This is a genomic window from Lapillicoccus sp. (assembly GCF_039935575.1).
In the GTDB taxonomy this organism is placed as follows: Bacteria; Actinomycetota; Actinomycetes; order Actinomycetales; family Dermatophilaceae; genus Lapillicoccus.
Genome location: NZ_JBDTKA010000007.1, coordinates 16,218 through 31,285 on the forward strand (window position 1 = coordinate 16,218; position 15,068 = coordinate 31,285).

A 15,068-nucleotide genomic window follows, 5' to 3' on the forward strand; every position below is an offset into this window, starting at 1 on the left:
AGGTCATGGCCGACAAGCCGGAAGCGCCTCATAGTCAGCACCGCAGACGCCGAAACGGTAGGCACGGACGCGCTCGCCTCCCTCGGCAGGCACCGTGCGTGGGACCGGTTCGAGACGCTCACACAGTGACCGAGGCCTATTGGGGTTCCGGGGCATCTGGCGGTGCGGGCTCTGGGTCGGGTGGTTGGAGTGAGGCGAGCTCCGGTAGCAGCGTGTGTCGGTTGCTGAAGGTGTTGGCGACGGTGAGCGCGACGGCGGCCAGTGGTATGCCGATGAGTGCGCCGATGGGTCCGAAAAGGGCGGCGCCGGCGATGACCGAGCCCAACGCGATGGCGGGGTGGACGTCCATGGTGCGCCGGCTGACTCTGGGGCTGAAGACGTAGTTCTCGATCTGCTGGTAGATGGTGGCGAAGATGACGATCCAGATGACGTTGACCGGTGCGGTCGACAGGGTGAACAACGCGGGGAGCAGGACTCCGATGTAGGTGCCGATGGTGGGGACCAACTGGCTGAGAATGCCGGCCAGCAGGCCGAGCGGCAACCAGAACGGCACGGCGATAAGGGAGAAGAATGCCAGGTGGAACACCGCGGACAGACCGGCCAGGATCAGTTTGGACACCACATACCCGCCGGTCTTGTCGACGGAGATGGTCCACACCGTGACGAAGACGGACTGGTAGCGCGGGGGCAGCCAGGATCCGATGGTCTGCCGTAGCCGTGGGGAGTCGGCGGACAGGTAGTAGGCGAACACCAGAATGGTGAGGGCGTCGAAGATGAACGCGGCCAGGGAGCCGAAGATCCCCAGCAGGCCGCCGCCGTACTGGCTGACCAGCTCGCCGATCTTGGCCGGCGTGATCCCCAGCGAGGTTTGGATCGAGCTGAGATCCAGGTGGGTGTGGAAGGTGCTGTTGACCCAGGTCAGTGCGGCGGTGACGGTGCTAGGGAAGGTCGAGGCGAGCTGGGTGATCTGCGCGTAGAACAGGGCGCCGAAGACGTCGCCGAGGCCGCCCGCGATGAGGAGCCCGGCAAGCATCGTGACACCGGTGGCGAGACCGCGTCTCATCCCGTGCAGGACCAGGAACGCCACCGGGGGTTCCATGGCAATGGACACCAGCCATGCCAGCAGCAGGATGAACAGGAACGAGCTCAACGCGCTGAACGCCCATAGGGCGATCGACAGACCTACTAGCAGGAGCAGCACAATGACGGCGCTGCGGCGGACGTTCCGTGCCGAGACGGCCACGGCCACCGGGTGTCCAGGGTCGCTCGACAGATGGCTGACCGGCCTGTTCAGCAGCTCCACGACAGGGGTGTCGTGCCGGTCGACAGCCGTATGAGCGGCCGATGGCGCCGACGTCGCTGGCATCACCGTGCGGCCGCGGACGCGTCGCTCGCGCGCCACGGTACCTGTCATCGCGAGGGGTGCTCAGTAGTAGTGCCGCCGGCCGCCCACCGCTCGGCCCGCCATCCCGAGCACGAGCAGGATCAGTCCGATGGCCAGAACGATGATCCCGATGGTCCACACAATCGCGATCTTGGCGAAGAGTCCGATGAGCAGCAAGATGATGCCCACAATGATCATGACCACTCCTTCAGGGTTGGGGCGCGAGAACCCGACACGCGCTTGAGCCCAAACCAAACCACCCCTACGGCGGCGTCAGTACACCCCTAGGGAGGTGAGGTGACGTCGGAAGACCTCCACGATCGGGGGCCGCACATGCGCGAGGTCACGCCGGCCTGACCAGTGAGTTGACCGCGGCCGGGTCGCGGTGAGCAGTGCGGCGGTCAGCACGCGATAACGCCGCGTGATGGTGTGCCAGTCCCGCTCGTGGAGCTCGGGGTCGTCGTCTACCAGTGCCGCGACCGCCGCCCGCGCTCGGGCCCGGCTCGCGACTGAGGCATCGGCGCATACCCACGCAGTGCGACGGCCATCGGCCCGGGCCGCATCCCGAGCATGTGACGGACTATCGAGTGCGCACCGTCGGCGCCGACGAGCACGCGGGCCTCGTGGGTGCCGCCCAGGGTGACGGTCGGCCCGCGTCGCACCTCGTGAACCCGGTGCCGCAGGACTTGTCGCGAGAGAAGTCGGACCGGTCCAGCAACGCCACCCGCAGCGAAGGGTCGACGCGCAGCGCCCCGATGGCGGCGGCGGCACCGGCCGGCCGGCGCCCGCGGCGGCCAGGTCCCATTTCTTCATGCAACAACCACGGTCAGCAGCATGACGTCGATCAGTGCGATGGCGATGGCAGCGTAGAACGGCGCCTTGCCACGGCCGACCAACGCCAGGACGGTGAGGGCTGCCACCATGGCGAGCCCTGCCCAGGACCATCCGACGGGTGCACCGGTGGGTCCCAGTGCCGCCGTCGCGGAGGCGACGACCAGCAACAGAGTCGCGATGACCCGGCTTCGGGCGGGGCCGAGGCGATGAGGCAGCCCGCGGACCCCGGTGGCCACGTCGTCGTCGATGTCCGGCAGCGTGTTCAGGAAGTGCGCTGCAACCCCGAGTGCACCCGCTGTGAAGAGCATCCACGCCGGAGGCCAGTGCGGAGGTACGTCTGCCAACGTGACCACAGCCGGCAGCGTGCCGAACGCCAAGGCATACGGCAGCCACGACAGGAGCGAGCCCTTGAGCACGAGGTTGTAGAGGTGCCCGCACGCGACACCGACACAAAGGTGGACCAGCGCGCTGCGCCAGCCGGCGAGCAGCGACAGCACCACGCACGCGGCGGCCGACGCCAGCAAGCATCGGAGCACGAAGGACGACGTCAGCTCGCCGCTGGCAAGGGGCTTGTCGGGCCGTCCGACCCTGCGATCACGGGTGGCGTCAATCAGGTCATTGCCCCAACCGATGGTGAGCTGGCCGGTGAAGACTGCCGCGGTTACGACGACCCCCTTGCCCGCGGGGAGGTCCTGACCGAGCGCCAGGAGCGCGACGACGCACGTGACAGCGAGCGACGGGCCGATGTGGGCTGCGCGAAGAAGTGGACGTATGCCGACGGGGCGGGTCGTCGGAAATCCTGCCGTCACCGCGCGGCCTCGGGGCCGGCGGTCTCGGGCACGTGACGTGCCATGCCGACGAGCTGATGCCCCGCCTCGGTGCCGAGCCGGCGCAGCGTGGCCGAGCCGATCTTGCCGCTGGTGTCGGTGCTGGCTATTGGCATGCGGCCTCTCGTCCCGGATCAGAACCGTGAGGTACCCATCGGGCTAGTGGATCACATGAGCCGGCCCGTTCTCGCACGATGAGTGGCGGGCGGCTGCAATGCGGAGGCGTTGACGCACGTGCCTCCCGACGTGGTGCTCTCGAGCAGACGGTCCGTGACCTCCGACGTCATCACGCGCGTACCGGCCTGCCGCGCCTGGTCGACCATGGCCTACTGCTGAGACGTGTCCAGCGCGGCAGCGAGGGCGCCAACCTGGCCCTGCATCCAGATCGTGTAGGTCTTGCCGTCAGGCATGGTCTCGGTGACCGGGACGACGGGGATCTGCGCGTTGGTGGCGGCCTTCTTGACGGCCTCCGTGGCGACTCCGGTCGTCTGCTCGTTGTAGACCAGAGCCCGGACCTGCTTGCTGCTGAACAGTTTCAGGGTCTCCTGAAGAACAGCCGGAGCCATGTCGGTGCCTTCCTCGATCGCCTTGGAGAACTCCTTCGGGGTCTTGTTGGTCAGTCCTGCGGCGTCGAGCAGGTACCCAGGGACCGGTTCGGTTATCACGACCGGGGCATCAGGGTGTTTTTGTCGGATCGATGCGATCTGGTCGGTGATGGGCGTCAGCGAGGCGGCGAATGCTGACGCGTTCGCGGTGAACTGGTTGGCGTTGCTCTTGTCCAAGGAGGACAAGGTGACGGCGATCTGGTTGGCGACCTTGGTGACCGTGGGCAGGTCGTACCAGACGTGCTCGTTCAGGTCCCCTCCTGCGGGTGCGGTCTTGCCCGAGATGGCGACCGCGTTGAGAACGGGGGCGTTGGCGTTCTCCGCGGCCTTGACCATGGTGTCCATGAAGTCGTCGTAACCGCCGCCGTTCTCGATCACCAGGCCGGCCTTCTTGAGGGCGAGCTGGTTCTGGGTGTTGGCCTCATAGGAGTGAGGGTCCTGGGACGGGTCAGAGATGAACGACGTCACGGCTACGTGGTCGCCACCGACCTGGGCAGCGATCGCACCCCAGACATTGGTCGAGGCGACCACCCTGACCACCCCGGCACTTTCGCCGGACGTGGCGGCTGGCCTGCTCGAGCTGGAGCATCCGGTCACGGTCACGGTCACGGTCACGACGAGCAGCACAGCGCCGGGCAGGAGGTAGTGGCGAGGTAGGCGCATGGGGACTCCGTTGATGACAGCGATTGTGATAATCGTTCTTAGCAGAGTGTAGGCGTGAGGACCCGGTGGGACGCAACAACCGGCCGTCGGTCACGTCCACCCGAGGTGTCCCGGTCGCGAACCTGTCGACGGGACGCGGACACGTTGCTGCCGTAGTGTCCTGGGGGTGGGTGGACCGAGGTCGGGGGGGCTGCGGATCGCGCGGGCTGTCTGCCTTGCGTCTGTGGTGCTGGGACTGGCGGGAACGGCCCACGTGGTGGGCGGCGGCGTGTTGCCGCCTGCTGGCGTTGTGGCCGGGTTGGGCGCGCTGGTGGGTTTCGCAGCAGTGCTGCTGACCGGTCGCCGTTGCGGGGTGCCGACCTTGGTCACAGTGATGGGGGTCACCCAGTTTGCGTTGCACGCCGCCTTCGAGGCGTGCTCGGTCCCCGCGGGCGGGTTGACGCCCTTGGTGGATCACCACCACATGGAGGGGATGGTCGTCGCTGCGCCGTCAGCGTCGGCAGCGCCGATGGCGATGGGTCCGATGCCGGTCTGGATAAGCGTCTGCCATGCGGTGGCTGCGCTGGTGTGCGCGGTGCTGCTCTCGTATGGCGAACGGGCCCTCTGCTGTCTTTGGTCGTGGTTCGCCCCGTCGCTGCCGCAGCCGGAGCCTCGTGTGCTGGTTTATCCGTCGGTCGATGGCATGAACGGTGCCCGGATGACGGTGTCTCGGGTGTGGTGTCCTGCAACACCGTTGCGTGGTCCTCCGGAATGGGTGCACTGACAGGCGTCGACGTCTGTCGACGAGGTGCCGAGGCGTTCGGGACGCCCGGCCTCGGCCGTGAGTTGGCGTTGCCTGACCTTTGCGACCCTCAACGAGGGGTCGTGACCCATGTTGTCGATGTACCCACACTGAGGACTTTTCTTATGTCGAGTTCCCTTTCCCGGCGCCTGCTGGCTGCCGGTGTTGTCACTGCCGGCCTGGTGCTGGTGCCGTTGTCCGCGGCCGATGCTCACGTCACGGTCAGAAGCGACACTGCGTTACCGGCAGGTACGCCGAGCTGACGTTCAAGGTCCCCAACGAGGAGGCCACCGCGACGACCACGAAGGTCGTGGTCACCTTGCCGGACAAGACCCCGCTGGTCGACGTGTCGGTCCGGCCCACCCCGGGGTGGACCGTGACCGTCACCGACGCCAAACTGGCAACCCCGGTGGTGGTGGAGGGGACAACGCTCACCACCGCACCGCACCACACCAGGTCACCTGGACCGCGACCGGTGACGCGGCGATCGCGCCGGGGGAGTACCAGACGTTCGCGATCTCGGGTGGTCGGTTGCCGGCACCAGGTGTGCTGGTGTTTCCGGCAGACCAGACGTACTCCGACGGGACGGTCGTCTCGTGGTGGCTGGCTGGCGTGGCGCTGGTTGTTGCGGCTGCGGCGTTGGGGCTGCTGCTGGTGCGACGCGGTTCCGGAGCCCCCGAGGGTCCTGGGAACGACCAGGGACCCGGGAAAGCTTGAGCACCCCGGTGACCTTCCGGCTCTCGCTGACCCGGTGGGGTCGATGGGTTGCGGTGCTTCTGGTCAGCGTCGGCGTGCTCATCGCGCCGGCGCTGACCGCGCCCACCGCGTCCGCTCACAACGATCTCGAGTCCACAGATCCGGCAGCTGGTGCGGTGCTGGCACAGGTGCCCGCGACCGTGACGTTGACGTTCGGCCAGCTCGCGCTCGGCGTCGGCAGCGAGGTGGTCATCACCGGACCGAATGGTCAGGTGCAGGCGGGCGGCCCACGCCTGGTCGACCGGACCGTCGCCGAGGACATCACCGCCGGTGCGCCCGCGGGGCAGTACCGGGTGTTGTGGCGTGTCACCTCCGCCGACGGGCACCCGGTCAGCGGCCAGTTCACCTTCGTCGCCAACGAACCGGGAGGAGGCACCCAACCCGGCCCCACAGTCAAAGGTCCGAGCCAAGGCGGATCGCCGGACAGCGCATTGCCCACGAAAGGCGGCTCAACGGCCAGCCAGACACCCTGGTCTGTATGGCGTGCACTGGCCCTGGCCGTAGTTCTCGTGGTCGCTGCCTTCGCCGTCGTCAGGCTTCGTGTTCGGCGTCGACGGACACGATGACTACGAGGCGCTCTGACCCGGCTTCAGTGCCTTCAGGATGAGGTGTCTCGGAGATGCGCGGGTCAGGTGGGGGCGTGGCAGGTAGCGCAGATTCCGGCCAGCTCGACGGTGTGGGTGACCTCGACGTAGCCGCGCTCTTTGGCGACGGCGGCGGCCCACCGCTCCATGGCTTTGGAGTCGACCTCTTCGGCCCGCCCACAGACCCGGCATACGAGGTGGTGGTGGTGTCGCCCGTCTGTGGACGGTCCGCAGTAGCGGTAGGTCGCTTCTCCGTCGTTGGTGCGCACCACGTCGAGCAGCCCGTCGTCGGCCATCGCCTGCAGCCGCCGGTACACGGTCGACAGGCCCACTCGATGTCCCGCCCCGCGCAGGCTGGCCCACACGTCTTGGGCGCTGCAGAAGCCACCGGACTCCCGCAGCTGCTGCATCACGGCCTCGCCTTGGCTGGTGCTCCGTGAGGAGGTACTGGCAGTCACGAGCGGAGTGTATTCGATAACGGTTATCGAGGTAGATGGGAGGGGCCTATGCTGCCGCTATGGGTGAGAACGCTTATCGGTCTCGATACTGGAGCGGCGCGGCCGGCAATATCGGTCCGGGGCGCTCGTCGAGGTCGACCGGCCGCGTCGGGCTACGGTGACCCGCGCGACCGCGCCTGCGACGTCGTCGGCCAGCACCGCCGAGCGCGGCGGTGAGCGCCCTGCGGCAATGCTCGAGCTGGACGACGCAGCCTTGTCCTACGGTGCCCGGTCTTTGTGGCAGGGCCTCGACCTACGCGTCGAACCCGGGGAGTTCGTCGCTGTCCTCGGACCGAACGGGACGGGGAAGACCAGCTTGTTCAAGGTCATCCTGGGACTGAGCGACCTGACCCACGGTTCGGTACGCGTCGGCGGCCGGGGGGTCCGCAGGGGCAATCCCCGGGTTGGTTACATCCCGCAACATCGAGGCGCCGGTACGGCGACGGTGCGGGCCCGTGACCTGGTGCGGCTGGGGATCGACGGACATCGGTGGGGACTGCCGCTACCGAGCCGAGCCACCCGACGCCGGGTCGACGCCTTGCTGACCGAGGTGGGTGCCGAGGCATACGCTGACTCCCCCACGGGCCTGCTTTCCGGTGGAGAGCTGCAACGCCTGCGTGTTGCGCAGGCCATCGCCAACGACCCGCTCCTGCTGCTGTGTGACGAGCCCCTGCTCACCTTGGACCTCAACCATCAAAAGGCCGTGGTCGACCTGATCGACCGGCGCCGACGTGACGGGGCGGCCGTGCTGTTCGTGACCCACGAGATCAACCCCGTCCTCAGCGTCGCGGACCGCGTGCTGTACCTCGTCGACGGCCAGTTCCTACTCGGCAACGTCGAGGAGGTCCTCACCAGCGAGAACCTGACCCGTCTCTACTCGACCCCGATCGAGGTCGTCCGATCCGGCGACCGCCTCGTCGTCCTCGGGGCTGGAGACGTCCACGCCGCACACGACCACCACCTCGGCCACGACCCACACGGCTCGCACGATCACGACGGGTCCGGCGACCACGCCGGAGTCGGAAGTCAGGAACAGGTCGACGACGAGCACGACCGTCCTCGCCTGGGCCGCCGACCCGGTCAAGCATCAACTCGGGCGACGCGCCAACCGACCTCGCCCCCAGAGCAGCAGGGCAGGGGTGCGCGACCGTGATGACGTCCCTAGCCCCCGCGGTCGTTGCTGCTGGATCCGACGGCTCGGTGTGGCAGGTGATCTTCAGCTTCGACAACTACACCGAGCTGCTGCCGCTGGTGCGAAACTCATTGTGGGCAGCAGCCATCCTCGGTGTGGTCGGGGGACTGTTCGGGACCTTCGTCATCATGCGTGACCTGCCGTTCGCGGTCCACGGCATCAGCGAGCTGTCGTTTGCTGGGGCCGCCGCTGCATTGCTGCTCGGATCCAGCGTGATCACCGGGTCGATCATCGGCTCGCTCCTGGCGGCGGCGATCCTCGGAGCGCTCGGAACGCGGGCTCGGGACCGCAACTCGGTCATCGGGGTACTGATGCCGTTCGGCCTCGGCCTCGGCGTCTTGTTCCTGTCCCTCTACCAAGGCCGGGCCGCAAACAAGTTCGGCCTGCTCACCGGCCAGATCGTCGCTGTCGACCAGACTCAACTGTCCGACCTCGCGGTCGCCGCCGGGGTCGCACTGCTCGCCCTCATTGTCATGTGGCGGCCGCTGACGTTCGCCAGCGTCGACCCGGAAGTCGCCGAAGCGAGAGGAGTGCCGGTGCGCCTCCTCGCTCCGGTCTTCATGATCGCTCTGGGTATCGCGGTCGCGATATCCATCCAGGTCGTTGGTGCCCTGCTGGTTCTGGCTCTGTTGTGCACCCCAGCCGCCGCAGCGATCCGGGTGACTGCCTCGCCGTTCTGGGTTCCGGTCCTGTCGACCCTGTTCGCGCTGACGGCGACCCTCGGCGGGATCCTGCTCGCCCTGGGAAGTCGCATCCCCATCAGCCCGTATGTGACCACGCTCTCGTTCGCGATCTATCTGCTGTGCCGACTTGCCGGACGAGTTCGCTCCCGACACGGCTGGAGCTCCCGGACACACCACGCCGGCCCGGCCTGACTCGGTGCCGCCCTGATCCCGGGGCAGACACCACGACGACGTCCTCGGAGGTCAGCACGTCCGCATCCCTTGGTGCGGTGCGGTGCGGTGCAGTGCGGTGCGGTGCGGTGCGGTGCGGTTGGCGTGGGCGCGACCCTGCGCGGACTGGGGCACAATGAACCTCCATGAAGGCCGTCGTCGTCCACAGTGCCGGTGACCTTCGCCTCGAGGAGCGTCCGGTCCCGCAACCCGGCACGGGCGAGGTCCGTCTCCGGATGACCCACGGCGGCATCTGCGGCTCCGACCTGCACTACTACCTGGACGGCCGGGTAGGGAACTTCGTGCTACGCGGCCCGTTGGTCCTCGGCCATGAGGTGGTCGGCACCGTCGACCTCGACCCGAGCGGCAACCTTTCGGCGGGCACCCCCGTTGCTATCCACCCGGCGACGGCCGACCACACCTGCCCCGAGTGCGAGGCCGGCCACACCAACACCTGCCGCAACGCCCGCTACTTCGGTTCGGCCGCGAGCGAGCCGCAGACCCAGGGCGGGTTCGCCGAGCAGATGGTCGTCCGTCAGGACCAGCTCCGCCTGCTGCCGGACGGCCTCGACCTCGCGCGGGCGGTTCTCGCCGAGCCGCTCGGGGTCGCCCTGCACGCCGTCAACCAAGCCGGTGACGTCAGGGGCAAGAAAGTCCTCGTCTCCGGTTCCGGTCCGATCGGCGTCCTCGTGGTGGCAGCCGCGGCAGCTCGGGGAGCCGCAGAGGTCACGGCCACCGACCTTCAGGACACCCCCCTCGAGGTCGCCCGCAAGGTCGGGGCCACCCAGACCATCCGGGTTGACCGAGAGCCGGTGCCGGAGCTGAGCTACGACGTCGCCTTCGAGGCCTCGGGCTCGCCGCAGGGCCTGAACGCGGCCATCGCCTGCGTGGTCCGCGGCGGCACCGTCGTCCAGGTTGGCAGCCTCCCCGGCGGCGACCTCCCCATAGCGCTCTCCGCCCTCGTCGCCCGGGAGATCACGCTGCGCGGAGCGTTCCGTTTCGTCGACGAGATCGACGAGGCGATCCAGCTGCTCGCCACCGACGACCGCTTTCAGCACGTCGTCACACATACCTTCCCCATGTCCGACGTTTCGGAGGCAATGGAGGTCGCCGGCAACGCAGGCGTCTCTTCGAAGGTCGTCCTCGAGCTCAGCTGAGGACGCACCCACATCTGAGGGTCGGAGGCGGTCACGACATGGCCGGGGCCACCTGCCTGGCGGTCTCCTGCAGCTGAGGGAGCATCGCGAGAAAGTTCGCCACTGGTATGAGAAACGTGGTTGTCGAGATGCTGACGGCAGCGACACCCCTGTCCGAGCAGCTGGGCACGGACGCGGCTCCCTGCTCCGACGCGAGGTCTCGCGTTACTGCGACGGCGCTAGGAGGGGCGACGACCAGCAACGGTTGCGCGACGCATCGATCAGTTCTAGCGTACGGTCGGCTGCCTTTTGCTGAAGGCTATTGCGTCAGGCGGAATCCCAGGGAAGAACCGAACCGGCGCAAAGGAGGTTGCCGTGGGTCGTGGTCGACCAACCCCAGCGGGTCGTCGACGCCACGGCGGACGAAGCTACGACCACGGTGACCCTGACTGTCACCGAGAAGGGATCCGCCTTTCGTCCCGGTGGCTACGACCTCGACCCCACGCACCCGGTCTTCGTCCGCTTACGTCAAGAGGGTGGCGATCTCCTGGCCGACCTGCGGACCCATCTCGCGTCACAGGTGACCGCGTCGATGACCCCCGACCTCTCCAGCCGCGTCTGACGCGGAACCAGCAAACCGGCCGACACGACGAACCGAAGGAGTGACCGTGGACCAAGGCACCATCCGCCGGTTGTCAGACGAGGCAACCCAGGTTCTGCTCAACAAGGAAGGCACCGCCTCCAGTACGCGCGGGGGCTGGATGATGATCGCGACCATCCTCATCGAGGCGTGGGACCTCTATGCGATCTCGTTCGTCCTCATCTTCATCAAGAACGAGTACAACCCGAGCGCGGTGCAACTGGGACTCGCCACGGCGGCCGTCCAAGGTGGTGCACTGATCGGAGCCCTGCTCGGCGGCTACATCGCTGACCGGCTCGGCCGCAAACGCGTGTTCATCCTCACGATGGTGCTGTTCATCATCCTGGCCATCGTCCAAGCCTTCTCCCAGAGCATCGTCGACCTGATCGTCATCCGGTTCCTCATCGGCATCCCGTTGGGCAGCGACATCGCCAACGGTTACGCCTACATCATGGAGTCGATGCCGAAGGGCAAGCGCGAGATCATGGGCAGCCGTTGGCAGTTCATGTTCGGCCTCGGTGAGGTCTTCTCCATCCTCGTCATCACGGTCATGTACGCCAGCGGCATGGACCACGCACTCCTGTGGCGCGTGGCACTCGCCCTGGGGGCGGTCCCGGCCTTCATCTTGTTGCTGGCTCGCCTGAATCTCCCCGAGACCCCGCTCTCTCTCATCCAGCGTGGGCACTTCGTCAAGGCGAAGGAAACTTCGCGGGAGCTCTTCGACGACTCACTGGACATGCTGCCCAACAAGGACGTCGAGATGATCAAGCCCAAGGTGCGCGACTTCCTCAAAGTCATCTGGAGCGACCCGATCAAGAAGCGCGCCACGATCTTCGGCTGGATCTCCAACGCCTGCCAGGGCGCCGAGTTCACTGCGTTCGGCTTCTACCTGCCCGTCATCCTCGTCTCCGCCGGCGTCGGCGTGACGGGAACGGTCAACAACACCAACATCACCGGCACCAACCTCGTGACCGCCGGCATCTACATCCTCGCCACCATCTCCGGGTTCGTCGCGCCCCTGATGCTTCCGCGTATCGGACACCGGGGTGTAGCAATGTGGGGTTTCGGGCTCGCGTTCGTCGGCCTGGTGATCGGCGCTTATGCCCTGGGTGCAGACATCAAGTGGCTCATCGTCATCGGCGCCTGCATCCTCATGTGGGGTCACTACTGGGATGCGTCCAACGGCATGACGATCGTCTCGATGGTGGCGCCACCCCGGTTCAAGGCCACGGCGTCCGGGTTCGCCTACACGTTCGTCAAGGCGGCATCGTTCTTCGGTGCCTTCATCTTCCCCGTGATGACTGACGCCTGGGGCAAAGTCTGGGCCACCCTCGCAGTCGCAATCCTCTCGGCGATCGGGTTCCTCTCAGCCAAGTTCATCCTCCCGGAGATGTACGGCTACGTAGAGCAGGAGCAGGCAGCGGTCCAGGGGGCCGCCACAGAGTACGAGTCATGACCGGAGGCGGCAGCCGCACGATCCGTGAGGTCGACGTCGTCGTCAGCGCACCCGGGCGCAACTACGTGACGTTGCGCATCGAAACGGTCGGCGGACTGGTCGGATGGGGGGATGCGACGCTCAATGGACGCGAGCTCGCGGTCGCTTCCTATCTTCGTGACCACCTCTCTGCACTGTTGCTGGGCAAGGACTCTGCACGAATCGGGGACCTATGGCAGTACCTCTACCGCGGCCCCTACTGGCGTCGGGGGCCGGTGACCATGGCGGCGATCTCCGCTGTCGACCAGGCGCTCTGGGACATCCAGGGCAAGGCCGCCGGTATGCCGGTGTTCCAGCTGCTGGGGGGGCGGGCTCGGGAGCGGCTGATGGCGTACCCCCATGCCAGCGGGCACACGGTCGAGGACGCCGTCGCCTCGATCTCGACGAAGCTCGAGCAGGGGTACGCGGCAGTGCGGGTTCAGGCCTCGGTGCCCGGCCTGGCGTCGACCTATGGGATACACGTGGGGGACGAGGCGTACGAGCCGGCGCACACCGACCTGCCCGACGAGGAGTCGTGGAGCACACCGCTGTATCTCGACTTCGTCCCCAAGCTGATAGCGGCCGTCCGTGACCAGCTCGGCTACGGGTTCAACCTGCTCCACGACGGCCATCACCGGCTCACCCCGACCGAGGCTGCCTGGCTAGGCAAGGAGCTCGAGCCTTACCGGATGTTCTGGCTCGAGGACGTCACCCCGGCCGAGGACCAGGCCGCCTTCTCGCTGATCAAAGCACACACGACTACACCGCTGGCCGTCGGCGAGGTGTTCAACTCCATCTGGGACTGCCAGCAGCTGATCACCAACCGCTGGATCGACTACATCCGTTGTGCCACAACGCATGCCGGAGGCATCACCCACATGAAGCGCATTTTGGACCTCGCCGACCTCTATGGCGTGCGCTCCGGCTGTCACGGACCCAGCGACGTCTCACCCGTGGGCATGGCCGCCAACATCCACCTGGGCTTCGCGATCCCGAACTTCGGTGTCCAGGAGTTCATGGGCTATCCGGAGGAGACGGCCGAGGTGTTCAGGGCGTCTTACCGGCTCGTCGAGGGGCACCTCGAGATCGACGAGGACGTGCCGGGGCTGGGCGTCGAGGTCGATGTGGAAGCGGCCGCCCGGTTCCCGTACGAGCGCAAGTACCTGCCGGTCAACCGCCGGCTCGACGGCAGCATGCACGACTGGTGAGAGGTAGGGAGGGCACCACGGACGCCATCCTGCTGGGGGAGTCGCTCGGCCTGGTCATGGGCGAACCCGCCGCGCCCCTGCGGGTGGGTTCGCCGGTGCGGTTCAGCTTTGCCGGGGCGGAGTCCAACGTCGCGATCGGGCTGGCCCGGCTGGGACACCTGGCCGGGTTCGTGTCACGGGTGGGTGACGACAGCATCGGACGGATGATCACGCAAACCCTTCGGGGAGAAGGAGTTGACGTCGAAGGCGTCATTGTCGACCCCACCGCACCGACCGCCCTGATGGTCCGCCAACACCGCACCGCGGACGCGCTGAACGTCCTCTACTACCGCAGCGGCGCGGCCGGCTCACGGCTAGAACCGGCAGACATCCCCGATCTCACCGGTGCCCGGCTGCTCCACGTCTCCGGCATCACCTCAGGTCTCAGCACCTCTGCCAGGGACACCGTGACGTCGGCGGTGCGAGCGGCCCGGGCAGCCGGTCTCGTCGTCAGCCTGGACGTCAACCATCGGGCACTCCTCTGGAGCGCGGCCGAGGCCGGAACCACGCTGGCGCGCCTGCTCGACTCCGTCGACATCGTGTTCGGTGGGGACGAAGAGCTGCTGATCCTGGCGCAGCGCGAGCACGACGTGGAGGCGGCGATACGAGAGCTGTTGCAGCAGTACCCGTCGGTCGTGGTCCGCAAGCGTGGCTCTCTGGGCGCGACGGCATACGGCGAGTTCGGCACGGTCGAGCGCGACGCGCTCACCGTCACCGCCGTCGATCCGGTGGGCGCCGGAGACGCCTTTGTCGCAGGCTTCCTCAGCGGCCTACTCGACGGAGTGGATCCGGCCGAGTGCCTCGACCGGGCTATCGAATGCGGCGCGTTCGCCGTGTCAGTGCATGGCGACTGGGAGGGCGCCGCCCGTCGGTCCGAACTGGGGATGCTGGGCCGCTCCGAGCGCGTCGACCGCTGACCGCACGTCCACCGCAACGAAAGGAACTCCTCGCACCATGCGTGACTTCGAGACGATCTTCTCCCGCACACCCGTGATGGCCATTCTGCGGGGGTTTGCCCCGGACCGGACGCTCGAGCTCGCCCGCACTGCCTGGGACCTCGGCATCATCTGCGTCGAAGTGCCCGTGCAGTCGCCGGAGGCGGTCGAGGCGCTGGCGGCCGTGGTGCGGGCGGCCGCGGGACGCGACGTCGTCATCGGCGCGGGGACGGTGACGACCACCGACCGGGTGGAGAGCGCACGAGCCTCTGGTGCCGAGTTCACCGTGGCGCCCGGGTTCGACGCGGACGTGTCACGGACCAGCCTGGCTCTCGACATGCCTTACCTCCCGGGTGTCGCGACACCGACCGAGGTCGAGCGTGCCCTCTCCCTCGGACACATGTGGCTCAAGGCGTTCCCGGCCTCGCTGCTCACGCCGGCCTGGATCACGGCGATGTCGGGCCCGTTCCCCGAGGCGCGCTTCGTGTGCACGGGGGGGATCGACAGCCGAAACGCCCAGGCCTTCCTCGACGCCGGCGCTCGCGCAGTGGCCGTCGGGTCAGCCCTTGAGTCACCAGAGCAGCTGCCCGCCCTGGCGAAACTCGCCGGCTGAGAGCATC

At 67.5% G+C, this 15,068-nt stretch carries 18 protein-coding genes and 1 pseudogene; 12 read left to right on the top strand and 7 right to left on the bottom strand.

Going from position 1 to position 15,068, the window contains the following annotated elements; translation table 11 throughout:
* Positions 1-136: 136 nt before the first annotated feature.
* From ABI385_RS00635 to ABI385_RS00660, 6 genes are all read right to left on the bottom strand, one after another.
* Positions 137-1,414, bottom strand: coding sequence for an AI-2E family transporter (locus ABI385_RS00635; protein ID WP_348101792.1), 1,278 nt, complete (start codon positions 1,412-1,414; stop codon positions 137-139).
* A gap of 12 nt (positions 1,415-1,426) precedes the next feature.
* On the bottom strand, positions 1,427-1,582 hold the full coding sequence (locus ABI385_RS00640; RefSeq protein WP_348101793.1) for a DUF6131 family protein: 156 nt from the start codon (positions 1,580-1,582) through the stop codon (positions 1,427-1,429).
* A 266-nt stretch (positions 1,583-1,848) separates the two neighbouring features.
* Positions 1,849-2,046 (bottom strand): hypothetical protein, encoded by a 198-nt coding sequence (locus tag ABI385_RS00645; protein WP_348101794.1) that lies wholly within the window; start codon positions 2,044-2,046, stop codon positions 1,849-1,851.
* A 147-nt stretch (positions 2,047-2,193) separates the two neighbouring features.
* A complete protein-coding gene (locus ABI385_RS00650; protein ID WP_348101795.1) occupies positions 2,194-3,027 on the bottom strand; it encodes a UbiA family prenyltransferase in 834 nt (277 codons plus the stop codon).
* Complete coding sequence (locus ABI385_RS00655; RefSeq protein ID WP_348101796.1) at positions 3,024-3,161, bottom strand: hypothetical protein; 138 nt, start codon at positions 3,159-3,161, stop codon at positions 3,024-3,026. The genes ABI385_RS00650 and ABI385_RS00655 overlap by 4 nt, the downstream gene beginning before the upstream one ends.
* A 210-nt stretch (positions 3,162-3,371) precedes the next feature.
* A complete protein-coding gene (locus ABI385_RS00660; protein WP_348101797.1) occupies positions 3,372-4,313 on the bottom strand; it encodes a metal ABC transporter solute-binding protein, Zn/Mn family in 942 nt (313 codons plus the stop codon).
* 166 nt (positions 4,314-4,479) lie between these two features.
* Between ABI385_RS00660 and ABI385_RS00665 the strand changes: the two genes are divergently transcribed.
* From ABI385_RS00665 to ABI385_RS00680, 4 genes and pseudogenes are all read left to right on the top strand, one after another.
* A complete protein-coding gene (locus tag ABI385_RS00665) occupies positions 4,480-5,076 on the top strand; it encodes a hypothetical protein (protein WP_348101798.1) in 597 nt (198 codons plus the stop codon).
* A 79-nt stretch (positions 5,077-5,155) separates the two neighbouring features.
* Positions 5,156-5,467 (top strand): annotated as a pseudogene (locus ABI385_RS18410) (DUF1775 domain-containing protein); the annotation flags it as partial.
* The gene (locus tag ABI385_RS00675; protein WP_348101799.1) at positions 5,464-5,811 is read left to right on the top strand and encodes a DUF1775 domain-containing protein; all 348 of its coding nucleotides are present in this window, start codon (positions 5,464-5,466) and stop codon (positions 5,809-5,811) included. The pseudogene ABI385_RS18410 and the gene ABI385_RS00675, both read left to right, overlap by 4 nt.
* The gene (locus tag ABI385_RS00680) at positions 5,808-6,416 is read left to right on the top strand and encodes a copper resistance CopC family protein (protein WP_348101800.1); all 609 of its coding nucleotides are present in this window, start codon (positions 5,808-5,810) and stop codon (positions 6,414-6,416) included. Before ABI385_RS00675 ends, ABI385_RS00680 begins: the two co-directional genes overlap by 4 nt.
* A gap of 62 nt (positions 6,417-6,478) precedes the next feature.
* Here the strand turns inward: ABI385_RS00680 and ABI385_RS00685 are convergent, their stop codons facing one another.
* The gene (locus tag ABI385_RS00685) at positions 6,479-6,892 is read right to left on the bottom strand and encodes a transcriptional repressor (RefSeq protein WP_348101801.1); all 414 of its coding nucleotides are present in this window, start codon (positions 6,890-6,892) and stop codon (positions 6,479-6,481) included.
* A 229-nt stretch (positions 6,893-7,121) separates the two neighbouring features.
* On the opposite strand from ABI385_RS00685, the gene ABI385_RS00690 reads away from it, so the two are divergent.
* From ABI385_RS00690 to ABI385_RS00725, 8 genes are all read left to right on the top strand, one after another.
* Entirely contained in the window at positions 7,122-8,084 is a 963-nt protein-coding gene (locus ABI385_RS00690) for an ATP-binding cassette domain-containing protein (RefSeq protein ID WP_348101850.1), read from the top strand.
* On the top strand, positions 8,084-8,998 hold the full coding sequence (locus ABI385_RS00695; protein WP_348101802.1) for a metal ABC transporter permease: 915 nt from the start codon (positions 8,084-8,086) through the stop codon (positions 8,996-8,998). Before ABI385_RS00690 ends, ABI385_RS00695 begins: the two co-directional genes overlap by 1 nt.
* A gap of 164 nt (positions 8,999-9,162) precedes the next feature.
* Entirely contained in the window at positions 9,163-10,173 is a 1,011-nt protein-coding gene (locus tag ABI385_RS00700; protein ID WP_348101803.1) for an L-idonate 5-dehydrogenase, read from the top strand.
* Positions 10,174-10,534: 361 nt separating this feature from the next.
* Positions 10,535-10,774 carry a hypothetical protein gene (locus ABI385_RS00705; RefSeq protein WP_348101804.1) on the top strand — a complete coding sequence of 80 codons (240 nt, stop codon included), beginning with the start codon at positions 10,535-10,537 and terminating at the stop codon, positions 10,772-10,774.
* A 46-nt stretch (positions 10,775-10,820) separates the two neighbouring features.
* Entirely contained in the window at positions 10,821-12,248 is a 1,428-nt protein-coding gene (locus ABI385_RS00710) for an MFS transporter (RefSeq protein ID WP_348101805.1), read from the top strand.
* Entirely contained in the window at positions 12,245-13,474 is a 1,230-nt protein-coding gene (gene manD, locus ABI385_RS00715; RefSeq protein ID WP_348101806.1) for a D-mannonate dehydratase ManD, read from the top strand. The genes ABI385_RS00710 and manD overlap by 4 nt, the downstream gene beginning before the upstream one ends.
* Complete coding sequence (locus ABI385_RS00720) at positions 13,471-14,430, top strand: sugar kinase (protein WP_348101807.1); 960 nt, start codon at positions 13,471-13,473, stop codon at positions 14,428-14,430. Before manD ends, ABI385_RS00720 begins: the two co-directional genes overlap by 4 nt.
* A 37-nt stretch (positions 14,431-14,467) precedes the next feature.
* On the top strand, positions 14,468-15,061 hold the full coding sequence (locus tag ABI385_RS00725; protein ID WP_348101808.1) for a bifunctional 4-hydroxy-2-oxoglutarate aldolase/2-dehydro-3-deoxy-phosphogluconate aldolase: 594 nt from the start codon (positions 14,468-14,470) through the stop codon (positions 15,059-15,061).
* The last annotated feature ends 7 nt before the right edge of the window (positions 15,062-15,068 follow it).

Excerpts from the sequence above, each read along its gene's own strand:
- manD (WP_348101806.1), top strand. The coding sequence starts at position 12,245 with ATGACCGGAGGCGGCAGCCGCACGATCCGTGAGGTCGACGTCGTCGTC.
- ABI385_RS00640 (WP_348101793.1), bottom strand. The coding sequence starts at position 1,582 with ATGATCATTGTGGGCATCATCTTGCTGCTCATCGGACTCTTCGCCAAG.
- ABI385_RS00700 (WP_348101803.1), top strand. The coding sequence starts at position 9,163 with ATGAAGGCCGTCGTCGTCCACAGTGCCGGTGACCTTCGCCTCGAGGAG.
- ABI385_RS00655 (WP_348101796.1), bottom strand. The coding sequence starts at position 3,161 with ATGCCAATAGCCAGCACCGACACCAGCGGCAAGATCGGCTCGGCCACG.
- ABI385_RS00635 (WP_348101792.1), bottom strand. The coding sequence starts at position 1,414 with ATGACAGGTACCGTGGCGCGCGAGCGACGCGTCCGCGGCCGCACGGTG.
- ABI385_RS00690 (WP_348101850.1), top strand. The coding sequence starts at position 7,122 with ATGCTCGAGCTGGACGACGCAGCCTTGTCCTACGGTGCCCGGTCTTTG.
- ABI385_RS00660 (WP_348101797.1), bottom strand. The coding sequence starts at position 4,313 with ATGCGCCTACCTCGCCACTACCTCCTGCCCGGCGCTGTGCTGCTCGTC.
- ABI385_RS00695 (WP_348101802.1), top strand. The coding sequence starts at position 8,084 with ATGACGTCCCTAGCCCCCGCGGTCGTTGCTGCTGGATCCGACGGCTCG.
- ABI385_RS00725 (WP_348101808.1), top strand. The coding sequence starts at position 14,468 with ATGCGTGACTTCGAGACGATCTTCTCCCGCACACCCGTGATGGCCATT.